Consider the following 17889-nt stretch of genomic DNA (forward strand, 5'->3'; position numbering starts at 1 on the left):
CAATGTTGCAATTGATATGCATATAAAATATAATAATAGGTAAGAAGTTATATTATTATATATAATAATGTAAAAATGTGCCTATAAGAGGTGGTAAAATGTATAATTGTGCTATAATATTAGCTGCTGGTGAAGGAAAAAGAATGAAATCAAGCTTACCAAAGGTACTTCACAAAGTGTGCGGAAAAGAAATGGTTAATCATGTAATAGATACCTTAAAAGAGGCAGAAGTAGATGACATAAATGTAATCGTTGGAAAAGGAGCAGATGAAGTAAAAAACGACACTTCATCTAGAAAAGTTTCATATTCATTTCAAGATAAGCAGCTAGGGACAGGTCATGCAGTAAAATGCGCAAAGGACTTTTTAAAGGGTAAGGAAGGCACTGTAGCTATATTTACAGGGGATGCCCCACTTATTACATCTAATACAATAAAAAATCTAATTTCTTTCCATGAAAAAGATCAATATAAAGCAACTATACTTACTTCTATTGTGAGCGATCCAACAGGATATGGAAGAATAATAAGAGAAGAAAATGAAGAAGTAGGGAAAATAGTAGAACATAAGGATTGTAATAACGAAGAATTAAAAGTAAATGAAATAAATGCAGGTATGTATTGTTTTGATATACATGAACTTTTAGGAAGTTTGGAATTATTGTCAAATAATAATTCTCAAGGAGAATACTACTTAACTGATGTAATTGAAATATTAAAAAGTAAAGGATTTAAGGTTGGTGCATTACCAGTAGAATTTGAAGAGACTATGGGTGTAAATTCTAGAGTTCAATTATCTGAAGTAGAAAGTATTATGAGAAGAAGAATAAATAATAGACATATGGAAAATGGTGTTACTTTAATAGATCCAAATAACACATATATTGAACCTGGAGTAATAATTGGAAATGACACGATTATTTACCCGGGAAATGTAATTGGAGGAAGTACTATCATAGGTCAAGAATGTATATTATATCCTAATTCTAGAATTCAAAGTAGTACTATTGGCGATAAAGTAACTATACAAAATTCAGTTATACTGGAAAGTAGTATAGGAGAAAATACTACAGTAGGTCCTTTTGCATATATAAGACCAGAAAGTAGAATAGGAAAGTCTGCAAGAATAGGAGATTTCGTAGAAATAAAGAAATCTATTATTGGAGATAATACTAAAGTTTCACACTTAACATACATAGGAGATGCAGAGGTAGGTAGTAAGTGTAATTTTGGATGTGGTACAGTTGTAGTGAATTATGATGGTAGTAAGAAATATAAGACTATTATAGGGAACAATGTATTCATAGGATGCAATACTAACCTAGTAGCGCCTATAGAAGTAAAAGATAATTCTTATATAGCTGCAGGTTCAACAATTACTGAAAATGTACCAGAAGATGCGTTAGCTATTGCCAGAGCAAAACAAGTAAATAAGGAACAATGGGTAATTAAAAAAGGATTTAGTAAATAATTCTAAGGAGGTCTTTCTAATGATAAGCCACGGAAAAAGTATTAAGATTTTTAGCGGTAATTCACATCCTGAGCTTGCAAAGGATATAGCAGAAATTTTAGGAGTGCCGCTAGGAGATGCAAGGGTAGGTAAATTTAGTGATGGAGAAATATGTGTAGACATCAATGAAACAGTTAGAGGTATAGATGCATTTATAATTCAGTCTACTAATGATCCAGTAAATGATAATTTAATGGAGCTTTTAATCATGATAGATGCATTTAAGAGAGCATCAGCAGGAAGAATAACAGCAGTTATTCCTTACTACGGATATGCAAGACAGGATAGAAAAGCTAAAGCTAGAGATCCAATTACTTCAAAGCTTGTTGCAGATCTTTTAACTGCAGCAGGAGCAGATAGAGTTTTAACTATGGACTTACATGCGGCTCAAATCCAAGGGTATTTTGATATACCAGTAGATCACTTATTAGGCGTTCCTATACTTGGAAAATACTTTGCTCAAAATGGATTTGATCAAAGAGATGATGTTGTAGTTGTTTCTCCAGATTTAGGTAGTGTTACTAGAGCAAGAAAGTTTGCTGATAGAATTCATGCACCAATTGCAATAATAGATAAGAGAAGACCAAAACCAAATGTATCAGAAATTATGCACATAATCGGAGATATAAAAGATAAAACTTGCATACTAGTTGATGATATGATAGATACAGCAGGAACTATTACTAATGGAGCTAGTGCATTGATGAAAATGGGAGCTAAAGAAGTATATGCTTGTTGTACTCATTCCGTATTATCAGGTCCTGCTATAGAGAGAATAAATGAATCTGTTATAAAAGAATTTATAATGTTAAATACTATAGCCCTTCCTGAAAATAAGAAGAGTGATAAGTTTAAGATGTTATCTGTAGCTCCTGTATTTGCAGAAGCTATAAGAAGAATATATGAAGAAATATCAGTAAGTAAATTATTCGAAGAATAGAACTTTGATATTTATAAGAGGCATATATTACGAGTGACCGTAATATATGCCTCTTAAAATTTATTTAAAAATATAAACTTTAGTAAAGAATTTGTAACAATTTAAATATATACTATTAATAGTGTTATAGTGTATGATAAATTTAAAATATAAAATATGGTAGGAGGAGCATAAAATGATGGACGGTAAAATAGCAAAGGTATTGGTAGTAGATGATGATAATAATATTTGTGAAGTGATAAAAATGTACCTGGAAAATGCGGGATATGAAGTTAGGGTAAGTAATGACGGAAAAGAAGCACAGGAAGCCTTTTTAGAGTATAAGCCAGAGTTGGTATTGTTAGATATAATGCTCCCTCATATAGATGGAGTAGATGTACTTAAGTGGATAAGAAAAGATTCTGAAGTTCCTGTAATAATGCTAACAGCAAAAGGGGAGACTTTTGATAAGGTTTTAGCATTAGAACTAGGAGCAGATGATTATATAGTAAAACCCTTTGAGCCTAAGGAATTACTTGCGAGAATTAAAGCAGTTCTTAGAAGATATAGTTCGGAAAATGAAAATAAAGAAATACTAAAGTTTGAAGATTTAATAGTTGACAGCAATTCTTATAATGTAATATACAAGGGTGAGGAAGTAAAAATGCCTCCAAAGGAATTCGAACTTTTACACTACTTGGCAAGCAACAAAAATAGAGTTTTTACAAGGGAGCAACTACTATGTGAAGTATGGGGATATGATTATCCTGGAGACTCTAGAACTGTAGATGTTCATGTTAAGAGGCTGAGGGAAAAACTTCAAGGTGGATTTAATTGGAGTATAGAAACCGTTTGGGGCGTTGGATATAAGTTTGAGGTGAAATAAGAAATGAAAAAGGGACTTTTCCCTAAAATGGTAGCTACCTTTACTGCTATTATAGCAGTTAGTTTCATAGTAACAGCTGCATTCTTGTCTTATTGGTTTGAAGGCTACTATTTTAATGAAAGAAAAAAACAGTTAACTAATGAATCACAATTTATAAGTGAAAGTGCCATAAAGTATTTAGAAGGAAATGCTACTCATGAAAGAATTGAAGAGATGATTAGCAATATTGGCAGTTATTTATCTACCAGTATATGGCTTACGGATAACTATGGAATAGTATATAGTGTTTCAAATGATGAACATAAAAGGATAATAGGGAAACAAGTGCTTACAGATGAATTAAGTGATCTTAGAAGTGGAAACAGTATAGAAAAAAGGGATATGTCATCAGATATATTTCCAATGCAAGTACACACTTTTATAATTCCTATTTTTCATAGTAATGTATTTAAAGGCTCTATAATTATGCATACTTCACTTAACGAAATTAAGGAGCCCCTAGAAAGGGTTTATGAAATAATATGGCTAGCTGCAATACTTGCTATAATGGGATCAGGATTTATTATTTATTATTTTTGCCAAAAGATAATTATAAAGCCCCTTGGGAAAATAAACTATGTAGCGGACAAGATTTCTAAGGGTGAAGTTGAAAAAAGAGTACACTTAAACTCCAAAGATGAAATTGGAATTCTTGCAGAATCATTTAATACCATGGCAGAATCTCTTGAGAAAATAGAGGAAAATAGGAGAGAGTTTATATCCAATGTATCTCATGAGATAAGAACTCCATTAACTTCTATAAAAGGATTTATAGGAGCTATATTAGATGGGGTAATACCGAGGGAAAAGGAAAGTTACTATCTTTCGTTGGCTCAGGATGAAACGCAAAGACTTGCAAGACTTGTGAATGATCTTTTAGATCTTTCTGCAATTGAAGCAGGAGAACTTAAGCTTAATATAGGAGATGTAAACATAAGTGAGATAATAAGGATCACTATTATAAAACTAGAAAATAAGATAAAAGGAAAAGATTTGAATGTAGAAGTGTATTTAGATGATGAAGATTTACATGTAATAGGTGATAAAGATAGACTTACTCAAGTGGTTACAAACTTAGTAGATAATGCAATAAAGTATTCTAATCAGTCCGGATTAATGCAAGTGAATACTAAAGTTAGAAATAATAAGGTACATGTTTCAATTTATAATAGTGGGCCGCGCATACCTGAAGAGGACATTAAAAACATATGGTCAAGATTTTATAAGGCTGATAAAGCTAGATCTTCTAAAGTTAGTACGGGATTAGGACTTTCTATTGTACGAAGCATATTAACTCAGCTAGGTGAAGATATTTGGGCTAGAAATAGACCTGAAGGAGGAGTAGAATTCACATTTACGCTAAAGTTAAATAAACAATAACATTATGCTATGAAATTGTATGTAAGTAGTAACATATAATAATTATTATATTTTTGGAGGGCGTAACTACAGATGGATGATTATAAATATGATAAAGTAACTGATGTGAGTTTTGAAGAGGTAGATTCAAGAAATGGTAATATTAAATTTAAAAAGAAGAATAGATACAGTAGTGAAATTTTCAAACTTATAGCAATAATAGTGATCTCATCTTTATCTGGGGCAGTGGGGGGAGCTTATATAGTTCAGAAATATCAAGCTACTCAAAGTAACAAAGGGAATGCTATAATTCAGCAAACTCAGGTATCTACCAAGGAAGTGCCTAAAAATGCAATAACAAATGTAGCTGAAACTGTAGGACCTGCTGTAGTTGGTATAAATAATAAAGGAGAAACTTTTTGGGGAGATATAGAGCAAGGAAGTGGGTCAGGAATAATATTTGAACCTAATGGATATATAGTAACGAATTACCATGTTATAAGTGGGGCATCTAAGGTAACTGTAAAACTATCTACTGGAAAGGTTTTTCCGGCTAAGCTAGTAGCTGCAGATCAAAGATCGGATTTAGCAATCATTAAGATAGAGGCTACTAATTTGCCAGCTGCTAAGTTTGGAGATTCCTCTAAGGTAAGAGTAGGAGATTTAGCAATTGCTATAGGTAATCCATTAGGGGAAGAATTTGCAGGGTCTGTTACCTCAGGAATTATAAGTGCACTAAATAGAGAGATGCAATATGATGGAGCTATATATAAGGTGTTACAGACAGACGCTGCAATAAATCCAGGTAATAGTGGAGGAGCTCTTTGTAATGAAAATGGAGAGGTAATAGGAATAAATAGCTTAAAGATAGGATCAGAGGCTAATGCAGAGGGCATGGGCTTTGCTATCGCAAGTAATGAAGCTAAAGCTATTATTGATTCACTTATGAACTATGGTAAGGTTAAAAGACCAGCATTAGGTGTAATAGGGCAGGCTGTAAATTATAAAAATGGCGAGGTTAAGGGGTTTTATGTAAGCGAAGTTATAAAGGGTTCAGGAGCTAGTAATGCAGGAATAAAGCCAACAGATATAATAACAGAAGTAGAGAAGACTAAAATTAGTTCTTATGAAGATCTAGCAGGTGCATTAGATAACCATAAAATTGGAGATACTGTATCAATAAAAATATGGAGAAGTGGCAATACTATAACAAAGAACTTAATTCTTTCAGAAATGTAGAAACAAAACTAATAATTAAATAAAACAGGGGATTATTATAATAAAGAGGCTTTAAGGTCTCTTTATTATTTATTTTACCTAGTGTAATATATTTATTAGCGCATTATTTAAATTATGGAGGAAATAACATGTATCTAATAGTTGGACTAGGAAATCCAGGAAGAGAATATGAACACACAAGACATAATGTAGGGTTTGATTCTATAGACAAGATAAGCAGTAGGTATAACATAGATTTAAACAGGACAAAATTTAAAGGAATGTATGGAGAAGGTTTTATAAATGGTGAAAAGGTTATTTTACTAAAACCTCTTACATATATGAATTTAAGTGGAGAAAGTGTTGGAGAAATAGCAAACTTTTATAAAATAAAAAGTGAAAATATAATAGTAATATATGATGATGTGGATTTAGAGGTCGGAAGAATTAGAATAAGAAAAAAAGGTAGTTCAGGAGGCCATAATGGTATAAAAAGTATACTTTATCACTTAGTAAATGAAGATTTTACAAGAATAAAATTAGGTGTAGGAAAAGCGGAAAGGGATATGATTTCCCATGTGCTTGGGAAATTTAATGTAGAGGATAGGGAAAAAGTCGAGGGAGTATTAAATTGCACTTTAGATATAGTAGACACGATTATTAAGGAAGGTGCAGACAGTGCCATGAACAAGTATAATAATTTTAAGGCATAGTAGTTATTGAGGTGAAATAAATGAGATTAAAAGGTATAATGAAACCTTTAAAAGATAGTATAGAGTTTAAAAATATAATAAATGGTATAAATAAAAATAAGTTTCCTATAGCGTTGTATGGGGTTTCTGAATCGGCGAGAGCTTATGTAATGAATGGAATATATGCTGAGATGGATAAATCTCTTTTAATATTAACTCATAGCGATGTAGAAGCTAAGAATATATATGAGGATTTACTATTATATGTGCCAGAAGTATACTATTTCCCAACAAAAGAAATAGTTTTTTATAATATAGATGCAATTTCAGGAGATCTCAGATGGGAACGATTAAAGGTAATAAAAAGTATAATTGATAATAGTAAGAAGGTTATAGTTTCATCCATTGAGGCCATAGCAGCTTGCTGTATTGACTATGAACTTTATAAGGAATATACCTATAATTTCTCAGTGGGTGATGTAATTGACTTTAATGAACTTAGCGAAAAGTTCATACAATGTGGATATGAAAGAGTAGATGTGGTTGATAGTAAGGGTGAATTTTCTATAAGAGGGGGGATAATGGATATATACCCCCCTATTTCAGCAGAACCATATAGGATTGAACTATTTGGAGATGAGATAGATTCTATAAGAAGCTTTAATACAGAATCTCAGAGAAGTATTGAGAAAATACAGAAAATAGAGGTGTTTCCAGCTAAAGAAATCATATTATCTAATGAGACTATAGAAAGAGGATACAAAAATATAGAAACAGATTTAAAAGGTATGATGGATACCTTGAAAAGCAAAAACAACAAAGAGGCTGCAGAAAAATTAAGTTCCACAGTAAATCAAAACTTAGAATTTCTTAAGGAAACCTGGAATTTTGAGGCTATTGATAGTTACTTACCATATTTCTATGATGATAGTACATCCTTTTTGAGTTATTTTAGAGATTGGATGATAATGATTGATGATGTGCAAAGATGTGAGGGTAAACTTAATAGTGTATATTTTGAATTTGAAGAAAATTATAAAGGTTTCCTTCAAAGAGGAGATATACTTCCAAAGCAAGGAGAATTACTTATCCCTAAAAGTGTTATTTGGAATACCTTAGAGCAACATAGTGTAATAACTATGAGTTCTATTCCTAAAACCGTAAAATTATTGCCACCTAAGGCTATAATAAGTTTTACTGAAATTACTCTTCATAATTATCAAGGGCAAATTGATTTATTGATTGAAGATATAAAGGATAAAAAGCAAAGGGGATATAAAACTCTTATTCTTTCTGGTACCAGGCCAAGAGGAGAAAGGCTTGTAAACACATTAAGAGATAGGGGGATAGATAGTGTATATAAGGATAAGATAGATGAGATTCTTAATGGAGAGGTAGTGGTTACCTTTGGAAGTCAAATTAAGGGGTATGAATACCCAACATTAAGAATATGTATCATTTCCGATAAAGAAGTATTTGGAGAAGCTAAGAAAGGCCTTAATAAAAGAAGTTCTAAAAGAGGAATAAATAAAATAAAGAGCTTTACGGAGCTTAAGCCTGGAGATTATGTAGTACATGTAAATCATGGAATAGGAGTATATAAAGGAATCAAGCAGCTAAATATAGATGGACATACAAAGGATTATTTAGAACTTACATATACTGCAGATGATAAATTGTATGTTCCGGTTGATCAATTGGATTTAGTGCAAAAATATGTTGGTGGAGAGGGAAAGGTACCTAAAATCACCAAACTTGGTGGAAGCGAGTGGAGTAAAGCTAAAAGTAAGGCTAAAAAGTCCATACAAGAAATAGCAGAGGATTTAGTAAAATTATATGCTTTCCGTTCTACTTTGAAGGGGCATGCTTATTCTAAGGATACAGTTTGGCAAAAACAATTTGAGGAGGAATTCCCTTATGAGGAAACCCCAGATCAGATCACAGCTATTGAAGACATAAAAGGAGATATGGAATCGGATAAGGCCATGGACAGACTGTTGTGCGGAGACGTAGGCTATGGTAAGACTGAGGTAGCTATAAGAGCAGCATTTAAAGCTGTAATGGATGGTAAGCAAGTGGCTTTTTTAGTTCCTACTACTATTCTTGCCCAACAACATTATAATAACTTCATACAAAGGTTTTCTGATTTTCCAGTAAGGATAGATATGTTAAGCCGCTTTAGAACTGCTGCTCAGCAAAAGGAAACTATGAAAGCAGTCAAAGAAGGAAATATAGATATTCTAATTGGAACTCATAGAATACTACAAAAGGATATTAAATTTAAAGACTTAGGAATTTTAATTATAGATGAAGAACAAAGATTTGGAGTAAAGCATAAGGAAAAAATAAAGGAATTTAAAAAGAATGTAGATGTTTTAACATTAAGTGCAACTCCGATACCTAGAACACTTCATATGTCCCTGGTAGGAGTAAGGGATATAAGTGTAATTGAAACTCCGCCAGAAGAAAGACATCCGATTCAAACCTATGTTGTAGAATACAATGATCAGTTGATAAGAGATGCGATTTTAAGAGAAGTAAATAGAGGTGGTCAGGTATATTTTGTATACAATAGAGTGGAAACTATAAGTGAGACGGCGTCCTATATATCAAAGTTACTGCCTGAGGTAAGGGTAGATGTAGCACATGGACAAATGGATGAAAAGGAGCTCGAGGGAGTCATTATAAACTTTATGAAAAATGAATTCGATGTTTTGGTGGCGACTACAATCATTGAAACAGGCATGGATATTCATAATGTAAATACTATGATAATATATGATGCTGATAAAATGGGACTATCTCAATTATATCAATTAAGAGGGAGAGTTGGGAGAAGCAGCCGAATTGCATATTGTTATTTAACTTATAGAAAAGATAAAATACTTACTGAAGTAGCAGAAAAAAGATTGAAAGCTATTAAAGAATTTACTGAATTAGGTTCTGGATTTAAGATAGCTCTGAAGGATTTGGAGATTAGAGGGGCAGGTAATATGATGGGATCTTCCCAACATGGACATATGGCATCTATAGGATATGATTTATATTGTAGGATGCTTGAAGATACCATAAAACAATTTAAGGGAGAAATAGATAAAGAACCAGTAGATACTACAGTTGAGTTAAAAGTAGATGCTTATATACCTGGAAGTTATATAAATGATCAAACTCAAAAGATAGAGGTATATAAAAAGATAGCAGCTATAAATTCTTATGAAGATATGATTGAGGTACAAGATGAGTTAGAGGATAGATTCTCCAATATACCAAGTTCTGTGCAAAATCTTATTGATATAGCCTACATAAGGTGTATAGCTAAGGAATTAGGAATTGAAAACATAAAGGAAAGAAAAGATGAGATATTAATTCAATTCCAAGCTATGGAAAATATGACGGGAGATATAAGAGGAAGCATAAAAACAAAATATAATAGAAATATATTGTTTAAGTTTGGAGAAAAGCCTATTATAGCATTAAAAATGTCACAAATAAAAAGGGAAGAAATGCTTGATAATGTGAAAGAATTGATTTTATTTATGAAAGAAATGGAAAATAGTAATTAATCTACAACAGAGCAATAAAAAACCAGTAAAAATATTTGCAATATATATTAAAAATTATTATAATGAAAAAAGATTATGAAAAACGGGGGAATAATATAATGAACATAAGAAAAATAATTGCCGCAGCAGTTATAGGTGCTTTTACCTTTGCTACTGTAGGATGTAGTATGGTGGAAAAGACACCTGAAGCAATAAAGAAGAGCATTGTAGCTCAAGTGGGTAGTGAAAAAATAACTAGAGGAGAATTAGATGAAAATCCTATTTTATCTGAACAGTTAAATACATTAAAAGCTCAGTATGGTGAAAACTATGCTACAAATGCAGAGATAAAGGATCAGCTTGTAGAATACAAGAAACAGGTTTTAGATCAAATGATACAAGAAAAGCTTGTGCTTCAGCATGCTAAGGACTACAATATTAATCCTGAGGATGCTGCTATAAAGGAACAAGTAGATAAATCAATAAATGATATGATAAAACAAAACTTTGCTAACGATAAGAATAAGTTTGCAGAAGAATTAAAGAAAATAGGAACTACAGAAGAAATCTTAAGAAACTTTTATAAAAAGCAAATAGTTATAGAAAAGATAAATGATCAAATTGCTAAAGATGTAAAAGTAGATGATGCTACTGCAAAAAAATATTATGATGAAAATATATATCAATTTTTAAAGAAACCAGCTAAGTTCCATGCATCACACATATTAGTAAAAACTGAGGAAGAAGCTAAAAAGGTTAAAGAAAGATTAGATAAAAAAGAGGACTTTGCAAAGGTAGCAAAGGAAGTTTCAGTAGATGGAAGCAAGGAAAAGGGTGGAGACCTAGGAGAAATGGAGTATTCTGGTGTAGTTAAACCTTTTGCAGATGCTGTTGTAAAATTAAATAAAGGCGAAACATCTGGAATAGTAAAAAGTGAATTTGGATACCACATTATAAAGCTTGCAGACAAGGAAGCTGTAGAATTCAAGGGATTTGCGGAAGTTAAAGAACAAATAAAAAAGGAATTGCTTGATGAGCAAAAGCAAAAGGCTTTTACTAATAAGGTAGAAGAATGGAAAAAGTCAGGTAAAATTGAAACTGAAAAATATGAAAAAAACTTAATATAATTTTTTAAAGAGGCATATGTCTTTCTTAAAGTATTTTTTTGGAAAAAAGAATTTAAGGAGGATATATGCTTTTTTAATTACAAATGTGTATAAAATTTCATAAATAGAAAGATAATATTAATACAACTTGTATCAAGCAAGTATCAATTTAAGGGAGGTAACGCAGCATGAAAGCTACAGGTATTGTAAGACGTATAGATGACTTGGGAAGAGTAGTTATTCCAAAAGAAATTAGAAGAACATTAAGAATAAGAGAAGGAGATCCATTAGAAATATTTACAGATAGAGAAGGTGGAGTAATACTTAAAAAATATTCCCCTATAGGAGAGTTAAGTGAATTTTCAAAGGGTTACGCAGAATCGCTACAACAAGTTATAGGAAATGTAGTTATTATATGTGATAAAGACAGTATCGTTTCTGTGAGTGGAGCTCCTAAAAAGGAATACATAGATAAAAAGATAAGCGAAGAGTTAGAAAAAATTATTGAAGAAAGAAAAACAGTTTCTTTAGCTGATGCAAGTCAGTTTATACCTTTAAACTCAGATGATGATGTAGATGGTAGATATACGTCTCAAGTAATTTCACCTATAATAGCTGAAGGAGATGCAATTGGTGCTGTTATTATAGTTTCTAAGGAAGAAGGGAAAAAGTTTGGGGATGTGGAAATAAAATTAGCAGAAACTGCATCATCCTTCTTAGGTAAACAAATGGAACAATAAATGACAAAATATTTTAGTATTGAAATGGCAGCGTGTCTGCCATTTATTATTTTTTGTTCATAAAGGATTATTGACTAATTTAAAATAAATATTCAATAAAAGTAATAATATTTGCAAAACTAAAATAAATAATAGTTAGAATGATTTCAGAGAGGTTGGGGAAATGAAAACACATTCTTTGTTAAAAGGTACATTTATACTAGCAACTGCGGGGCTTGTAGCAAAGTTTTTGGGTATATTTTTTAGATGGCCACTAATAATGCTAATTGGGGATGAGGGAATTGGGTATTATCAAATGTCATATCCACTATATACTTTTTTTATTGCTGTGGCATCTGGAATACCTGTAGCTATTTCCAAATTAATATCAGAAAGAAGAGCAGTTCAAGACATGGAAGGAATTATCCAAGTCTTCAAGAAGTCTATTTTAGTAATGTTTATAATAGGGGGAGGATTTACAGCTTTTCTTTTAATTTTTTCTAAGAGATTGGTAAATATTTTTGGCTGGGAAGCCAAATCATATTATTCCTTATTAGGGATAGCATTAGCACCTATGTTTATTTCGCTAATGAGTGCATTTAGAGGTTTTTTTCAGGGGCTTCAATATATGACTCCTACTGCATGGTCACAGCTTATAGAGCAAGCTGGAAGGGTAGTGTTTGGGGTAGGGCTTGCTATACTGCTTTTGCCTAAGGGAATAGAATATTCAGCAGGGGGAGCAGCTTTTGGAGCAACAGCAGGAGGAATATTTGGAACTATATATCTATTTTATAAATACACCAAAGTTAAAAAGGAATTAAAAATAAGAAAAGTGAGAAGCAATCTAGAAGTATTAAACAAATTATTATTAACAGCTATACCTATATCTGTAGGAGCTACGGTTATAAGTATAATGAGTTTAATTGATTCTTTCTTGGTGCCTAGAAAGCTTCTAGAGGCGGGATTGAGTGGAAAGGAAGCAACTATACTATATGGGCAACTAACTGGCAAGGCGTTTGTATTAGTTAACGTACCTTTAACGGTATCTATGGGACTATGCTTAAGCTTAGTGCCTATAATAACTGAATGCTTTATACTTAATAGAAGAGGCGAGCTTATAAGCAAGATAGAAACTGCTATGAAATTTTCCATGGTCGTAGCAATACCGTCATTTTTAGGTCTTTTTGTGTTAGCAGAACCAATTTTATCGCTAGTGTTTCCAGGACATAGTGATGGGTATCCTATACTAAGATATTTATCTATTTCAATACCATTTATAGTGATATTTCAAACTTCTACATCTATTTTGCAGGGTGTAGATAAATATATAACACCAGTAAGAAATCTAATGGTTGGATGTATTATAAAATTTATAATTACATTTATGTTGGTTCCTATATCTTATATAAACATATATGGAGCAATTATAGGTACTACAGTAGGATATATCATATCTTCAATTATGAATGTAAGAACTTTAGAAAAGTCTCTAGGCATTAACATAAATTACTATGATATAATAATAAAACCAGCATATGCGTCAGTTTTGATGACAATAGCAGTAATATTTATATATGAGAAAAGTTTTAATATATTTCTTAGTAATGGGCTTGCATGTATAATATCGATATTTTCTGGGTTATTAATATATAGTATACTGGTTATAATATTTAAAATAATGAACTATAAGTACGTAAGAGAAAGACTAAGAGGAGACAAAAGGAGAGAATTGTAATGATAAAAATCATAGGCTTAGGTCCAGGAGATAAAAATGCTTTAACTTTAGGTGCAATAGAAACTCTGAAAAGCGGAGAGAAGATATTTTTAAGAACCTCTAAGCACCCTACTGTCCAGTATCTTGATGATTTGAACATAGAATATAATACTTTTGATGATAAGTATGAGAATAGTAAAAGTTTTGATGAAGTTTATAACTCTATAGCAGAAGAACTTATAATAAGCCATTCTAAATATAAGCAGATTGTGTATGCTGTGCCAGGACACCCATTGGTTGCTGAGAAGTCTGTAAGTATTCTTATAGAAAAGTGTAAAAGTCTTAATATAGAGTATAACCTGCTTCCTGCAGTGAGTTTTGTTGATGCAATTATGGAAAGTCTAACGATAGATCCTATAGAAGGTATTAAAATTATAGATGCATTTGATATAAATAATCAATTATTAGATAAAAGAAGTGGAGTTATAATAACGCAAGTCTATAATAAGTTTATAGCTTCTGAAATAAAATTAGCCTTACTGGACTACTATAAGGATGATACAAAAATATATTTTATAAGAGCAGCAGGGGTGAAAAATTTAGAGATAGTTAGAGAAATTCCTTTGTATGAGTTAGATAGACAAGAGGAAATAGATTATTTAACATCGGTATATATCCCTAAGGATTTAGATAATAATAAGGATTTTTACGATTTGCTAGAAGTTATGAAAACTTTAAGAGGGGAAGGTGGATGTCCTTGGGACAGGGAACAGACCCACGAAAGTCTTAAGAAGTACCTTCTAGAGGAAAGCTATGAAGTTATAGAAGCTATAGAAAATAAAAATGATGATATGTTAATAGAAGAATTAGGGGATGTATTACTTCAGGTTGTATTTCATGCCGAAATAGGAAATGAAGAAGGATTTTTTAATATAAATGATGTAATACAATCTATATGTAATAAAATGATAGATAGACATCCACATGTATTTGGAGAAGTAGATGTAGAAAATTCAAATGAAGTACTAGATAATTGGGATAAAATAAAGAAAAAAGAAAGGGGATTCAAAACCTATACAGAAGAAATGAAGCATATAGCAAAAATCTTGCCTGCTCTTATAAGAGCTGAAAAAGTTCAAAAAAAAGCTGCTAAGGTAGGGTTTGATTGGGATAAAATAGAGGATGCATTTGATAAAGTAAAAGAGGAATTTTATGAGGTAAAAGATGTATATAAAAATAATAATAGGGAAAAAATACTAGAAGAAGTTGGAGATTTAATATTTTCTGTGGTAAATGTAGCAAGATTTCTTGACATAGACCCTGAGTTTGCATTAAATTATACTATAGATAAATTTATTAATCGTTTTAGTCATATCGAACAAACAGCGATTGATAAAGGTTTAAAATTAGAAAACATGACGTTGCAGGAAATGGACTTATTATGGGATGAAGCAAAAACAAAAAAATAGCTTTTTCTTAAAAAACTGCAATAAAAAGAAGGAATTTTTAAATTAACGAAGAATATGCTACTTTATAGCATACTCATATTTAAGGAGGTAAACAAAAGTGAACAAATCAGAATTAATTACAAGCATGGCTGAAAAATCCAAACTAACTAAGAAAGATGCAGAGGTTGCTTTAAAGGCATTTATAGAAAGTGTTGAAGAAGCTTTAGAAAAAGGTGAAAAGGTTCAGTTAGTAGGATTTGGAACTTTTGAAACAAGAGAAAGAGCAGCAAGAGTTGGTAGAAACCCAAAAACTAAAGAAGAAATACAAATACCTGAATCAACAGTTCCAGTATTTAAAGCTGGTAAGGAATTTAAAGATAAAGTTAATAAATAATAGACGTATTTATATTCATAAAAACCTGGGTGAAAATCTAGGTTTTTTGTATTATTGGAGGAGAGCAAGTGAGATTAGATAAGTATTTAAAGGTTTCAAGAATAATAAAAAGAAGAACTGTTGCGAAAGAAGCTTGTGAAAATGGAAGAGTATACATAAATAATAAAGTTGCTAAACCTGGTACAGATATAAAGGAAAATGATATTATCGAAATAAAATATGCGGATAAGTCCTTGAAGGCCCGAATAATTAATGTTGCAGAACATGTAAGTAAAGAAAATGCTAAAAGCATGTATGAAATTATAGCTGGGGAAGAAGATACAGAAGAATAATGAGAGTTAATAACAATAAGGTATAGAATGTATTTATATATTCTATGCCTTATTTTTGTACTATAAAATTAAAAAAAAGCATATATAATATTATAAAAGTTGGAGGTGAATTGTATGGAAAAAAAGGAAATTAAGATAGAGGGAAAAAGCAGTTTGAATTTAGAGAATAGAAAAAGATTGACTTTAAGTGGCGTGGTAGAGGTTGTAAGCTTTAATGAAGATCAGATAATACTAAATACATCACTTGGAACTTTAAACATAAAAGGGGAAGGTCTAAAGATGAATAAGCTAGATGTACAAAATGGGGATGTTATTATAAATGGTATTGTAAATTCTTGTATATATGTGAATAAAGAAAATAAAAAGGAAAAAGAAAAGTTACTTTCAAAACTATTTAAGTAGAGGTAGTGTATGTTAATTTCTATTAGTCATCAATTAAAATTGGTAATATTTAGTTTTGCCTCAGGGATTCTCACGGGAATACTATTTGATATTTATAGAATAATAAGGGGATTTGAACGAGTTAATAAAATACTAACATTCATAGAAGACATGCTATTTTGGATATTTTCAAGTGTAGTAGTCTTTATATTTTTACTATTTACAAACTATGCATATATAGGATTTTACGTTTATTTACTAATAGCACTGGGCATATATGTATATTTAAGATTTTTAAGTAAAGTAATTTTATCTATAGAATACAAAATACTGAGAGGTGTGGGTAAACTTTTAAGAGTTTCTAAAAACATCCTATTGTTTCCCGTTGATGTTTTGTTATACACTATTAAAAGAAAAAAATAATGTTAAATTATAAAATTTACTTGAAGAAACATTAAAATCACATTAGAATATAATAGAGGGATAAAATATAATTAAGAAAGGAATTATTTTTTATCTATGAAAAAGAATGTGAATTTTAAAAAGTTATTATTTTTCCTTTTATTTATATATGCAGGTTATATTTTTGTAAATCAACAAATTATAATAGGCAATATAAAAAAGCAAGTTATTCAAAGGCAGACCGAACTTGAAAATCTACAGGAAAAAAATCAAAAGCTCCAAGATGAGGTTAAGATGTCAAAAAGTGATTCGTATATTGAAAAGCTAGCGAGAGAAAAACTGAATCTTATAAAAGAGGGAGAAATTCCTGTGATAAGCAACAAATAGTTATATCTTAAATTTATTATACATTTATTTTAAGGAGGAATTTTTTTAATATGACCTTAAAGGCAGGAAACATACTAGAGGGTACAGTGGTAAACATCACTAATTTTGGTGCTTTTGTTGAAATTGAAGGCAAAACTGGATTGGTGCATATATCTGAAGTTTCAGATAGCTATGTGAAAGATATCAGAAGTTATCTAAAAGAAAAAGAGACAGTTAAGGTTAAAGTAATTTCTGTAGATGAAAGTGGTAAAATAAGTTTATCAATAAAGCAGGCGACACCACAAAAAAAATCAGTGAAACCTATGGAAATCGATTGGCAGAGGGAAAAGGAAAAACCATCACCTAAGGATTTTGAAGACAGAATGATGAAATTCTTAAAGGATAGTGAAGAAAGACTTCAAGATGTAAAAAAGAATCAGGACTCAAGAAGTAGAGGATACAGAAAGAGTTCTAGTTACTAGTAAATTAGAGGCTTTACAGCCTCTTTTATATTTTTTTAAAAAAAGTGTTGACATATGTAAAAGCGTGAGATATAATAATTTATGTCGTGAGACGGCAAAAGCTTATATGCCGAAGTGGCGGAACTGGCAGACGCACAGGACTTAAAATCCTGCGGGCCTAACAGCCCGTACCGGTTCGATTCCGGTCTTCGGCACCAAATATCGCGGGGTGGAGCAGTTGGCAGCTCGTCGGGCTCATAACCCGAAGGTCGTAGGTTCAAGTCCTGCCCCCGCAACCAAATTTTATATGGCGGAATAGCTCAGCTGGCTAGAGCATTCGGTTCATACCCGAAGTGTCGTAGGTTCAAGTCCTATTTCCGCTACCAAAACAACCTATAAGTTA

General features: G+C 31.4%; 17 protein-coding genes and 3 tRNA genes. All 20 read left to right on the forward strand.

Going from position 1 to position 17889, the window contains the following annotated elements:
* Positions 1-98: 98 nt before the first annotated feature.
* The 20 genes from glmU to BSD9I1_RS16245 all read left to right on the forward strand — a co-directional run bounded on the left by glmU (position 99) and on the right by BSD9I1_RS16245 (position 17872).
* Complete coding sequence (gene glmU, locus BSD9I1_RS16150) at positions 99-1469, forward strand: bifunctional UDP-N-acetylglucosamine diphosphorylase/glucosamine-1-phosphate N-acetyltransferase GlmU (RefSeq protein ID WP_186431199.1); 1371 nt, start codon at positions 99-101, stop codon at positions 1467-1469.
* A gap of 19 nt (positions 1470-1488) precedes the next feature.
* The gene (locus BSD9I1_RS16155) at positions 1489-2448 is read left to right on the forward strand and encodes a ribose-phosphate diphosphokinase (protein ID WP_186431200.1); all 960 of its coding nucleotides are present in this window, start codon (positions 1489-1491) and stop codon (positions 2446-2448) included.
* Positions 2449-2626: 178 nt separating this feature from the next.
* Complete coding sequence (locus BSD9I1_RS16160; RefSeq protein WP_186431219.1) at positions 2627-3313, forward strand: response regulator transcription factor; 687 nt, start codon at positions 2627-2629, stop codon at positions 3311-3313.
* Positions 3314-3316: 3 nt separating this feature from the next.
* Positions 3317-4732, forward strand: a complete 1416-nt coding sequence (locus BSD9I1_RS16165; protein WP_186431201.1) for a cell wall metabolism sensor histidine kinase WalK — start codon at positions 3317-3319, stop codon at positions 4730-4732.
* 72 nt (positions 4733-4804) lie between these two features.
* Entirely contained in the window at positions 4805-5950 is a 1146-nt protein-coding gene (locus BSD9I1_RS16170) for a S1C family serine protease (RefSeq protein WP_186431202.1), read from the forward strand.
* A 128-nt stretch (positions 5951-6078) separates the two neighbouring features.
* Positions 6079-6642 (forward strand): aminoacyl-tRNA hydrolase, encoded by a 564-nt coding sequence (pth, locus tag BSD9I1_RS16175; RefSeq protein ID WP_035306866.1) that lies wholly within the window; start codon positions 6079-6081, stop codon positions 6640-6642.
* Between the two features lie 20 nt (positions 6643-6662).
* Positions 6663-10184 (forward strand): transcription-repair coupling factor, encoded by a 3522-nt coding sequence (mfd, locus tag BSD9I1_RS16180; RefSeq protein ID WP_186431203.1) that lies wholly within the window; start codon positions 6663-6665, stop codon positions 10182-10184.
* 98 nt (positions 10185-10282) lie between these two features.
* Positions 10283-11290, forward strand: coding sequence for a peptidylprolyl isomerase (locus BSD9I1_RS16185; RefSeq protein ID WP_242966529.1), 1008 nt, complete (start codon positions 10283-10285; stop codon positions 11288-11290).
* A gap of 167 nt (positions 11291-11457) precedes the next feature.
* The gene (gene spoVT, locus BSD9I1_RS16190; protein WP_035306871.1) at positions 11458-12009 is read left to right on the forward strand and encodes a stage V sporulation protein T; all 552 of its coding nucleotides are present in this window, start codon (positions 11458-11460) and stop codon (positions 12007-12009) included.
* 163 nt (positions 12010-12172) lie between these two features.
* The gene (locus BSD9I1_RS16195) at positions 12173-13723 is read left to right on the forward strand and encodes a polysaccharide biosynthesis protein (RefSeq protein ID WP_186431204.1); all 1551 of its coding nucleotides are present in this window, start codon (positions 12173-12175) and stop codon (positions 13721-13723) included.
* Complete coding sequence (mazG, locus tag BSD9I1_RS16200; RefSeq protein WP_186431205.1) at positions 13723-15171, forward strand: nucleoside triphosphate pyrophosphohydrolase; 1449 nt, start codon at positions 13723-13725, stop codon at positions 15169-15171. The genes BSD9I1_RS16195 and mazG overlap by 1 nt, the downstream gene beginning before the upstream one ends.
* A gap of 97 nt (positions 15172-15268) precedes the next feature.
* The gene (locus tag BSD9I1_RS16205) at positions 15269-15544 is read left to right on the forward strand and encodes an HU family DNA-binding protein (RefSeq protein WP_035306879.1); all 276 of its coding nucleotides are present in this window, start codon (positions 15269-15271) and stop codon (positions 15542-15544) included.
* A 68-nt stretch (positions 15545-15612) separates the two neighbouring features.
* Positions 15613-15876 (forward strand): RNA-binding S4 domain-containing protein, encoded by a 264-nt coding sequence (locus BSD9I1_RS16210; protein WP_035306882.1) that lies wholly within the window; start codon positions 15613-15615, stop codon positions 15874-15876.
* Between the two features lie 114 nt (positions 15877-15990).
* Positions 15991-16278: a sporulation protein YabP gene (yabP, locus tag BSD9I1_RS16215; protein WP_035306883.1), complete on the forward strand. Its 288-nt coding sequence runs from the start codon at positions 15991-15993 to the stop codon at positions 16276-16278.
* Between the two features lie 9 nt (positions 16279-16287).
* Positions 16288-16680: a spore cortex biosynthesis protein YabQ gene (yabQ, locus tag BSD9I1_RS16220; RefSeq protein ID WP_186431206.1), complete on the forward strand. Its 393-nt coding sequence runs from the start codon at positions 16288-16290 to the stop codon at positions 16678-16680.
* 96 nt (positions 16681-16776) lie between these two features.
* Positions 16777-17046, forward strand: a complete 270-nt coding sequence (locus BSD9I1_RS16225; RefSeq protein ID WP_186431207.1) for a septum formation initiator family protein — start codon at positions 16777-16779, stop codon at positions 17044-17046.
* Between the two features lie 50 nt (positions 17047-17096).
* Positions 17097-17507 carry a S1 domain-containing RNA-binding protein gene (locus BSD9I1_RS16230; RefSeq protein ID WP_035306890.1) on the forward strand — a complete coding sequence of 137 codons (411 nt, stop codon included), beginning with the start codon at positions 17097-17099 and terminating at the stop codon, positions 17505-17507.
* Positions 17508-17615: 108 nt separating this feature from the next.
* Positions 17616-17704, forward strand: a tRNA-Leu gene (locus BSD9I1_RS16235).
* 5 nt (positions 17705-17709) lie between these two features.
* Positions 17710-17785, forward strand: a tRNA-Met gene (locus BSD9I1_RS16240).
* Positions 17786-17795: 10 nt separating this feature from the next.
* Positions 17796-17872 (forward strand) — tRNA-Met (locus BSD9I1_RS16245).
* Positions 17873-17889 lie beyond the last annotated feature (17 nt).

Source organism: Clostridium sp. BSD9I1 (assembly GCF_900185645.1).
GTDB lineage: Bacteria > Bacillota > Clostridia > Clostridiales > Clostridiaceae > Clostridium_AK.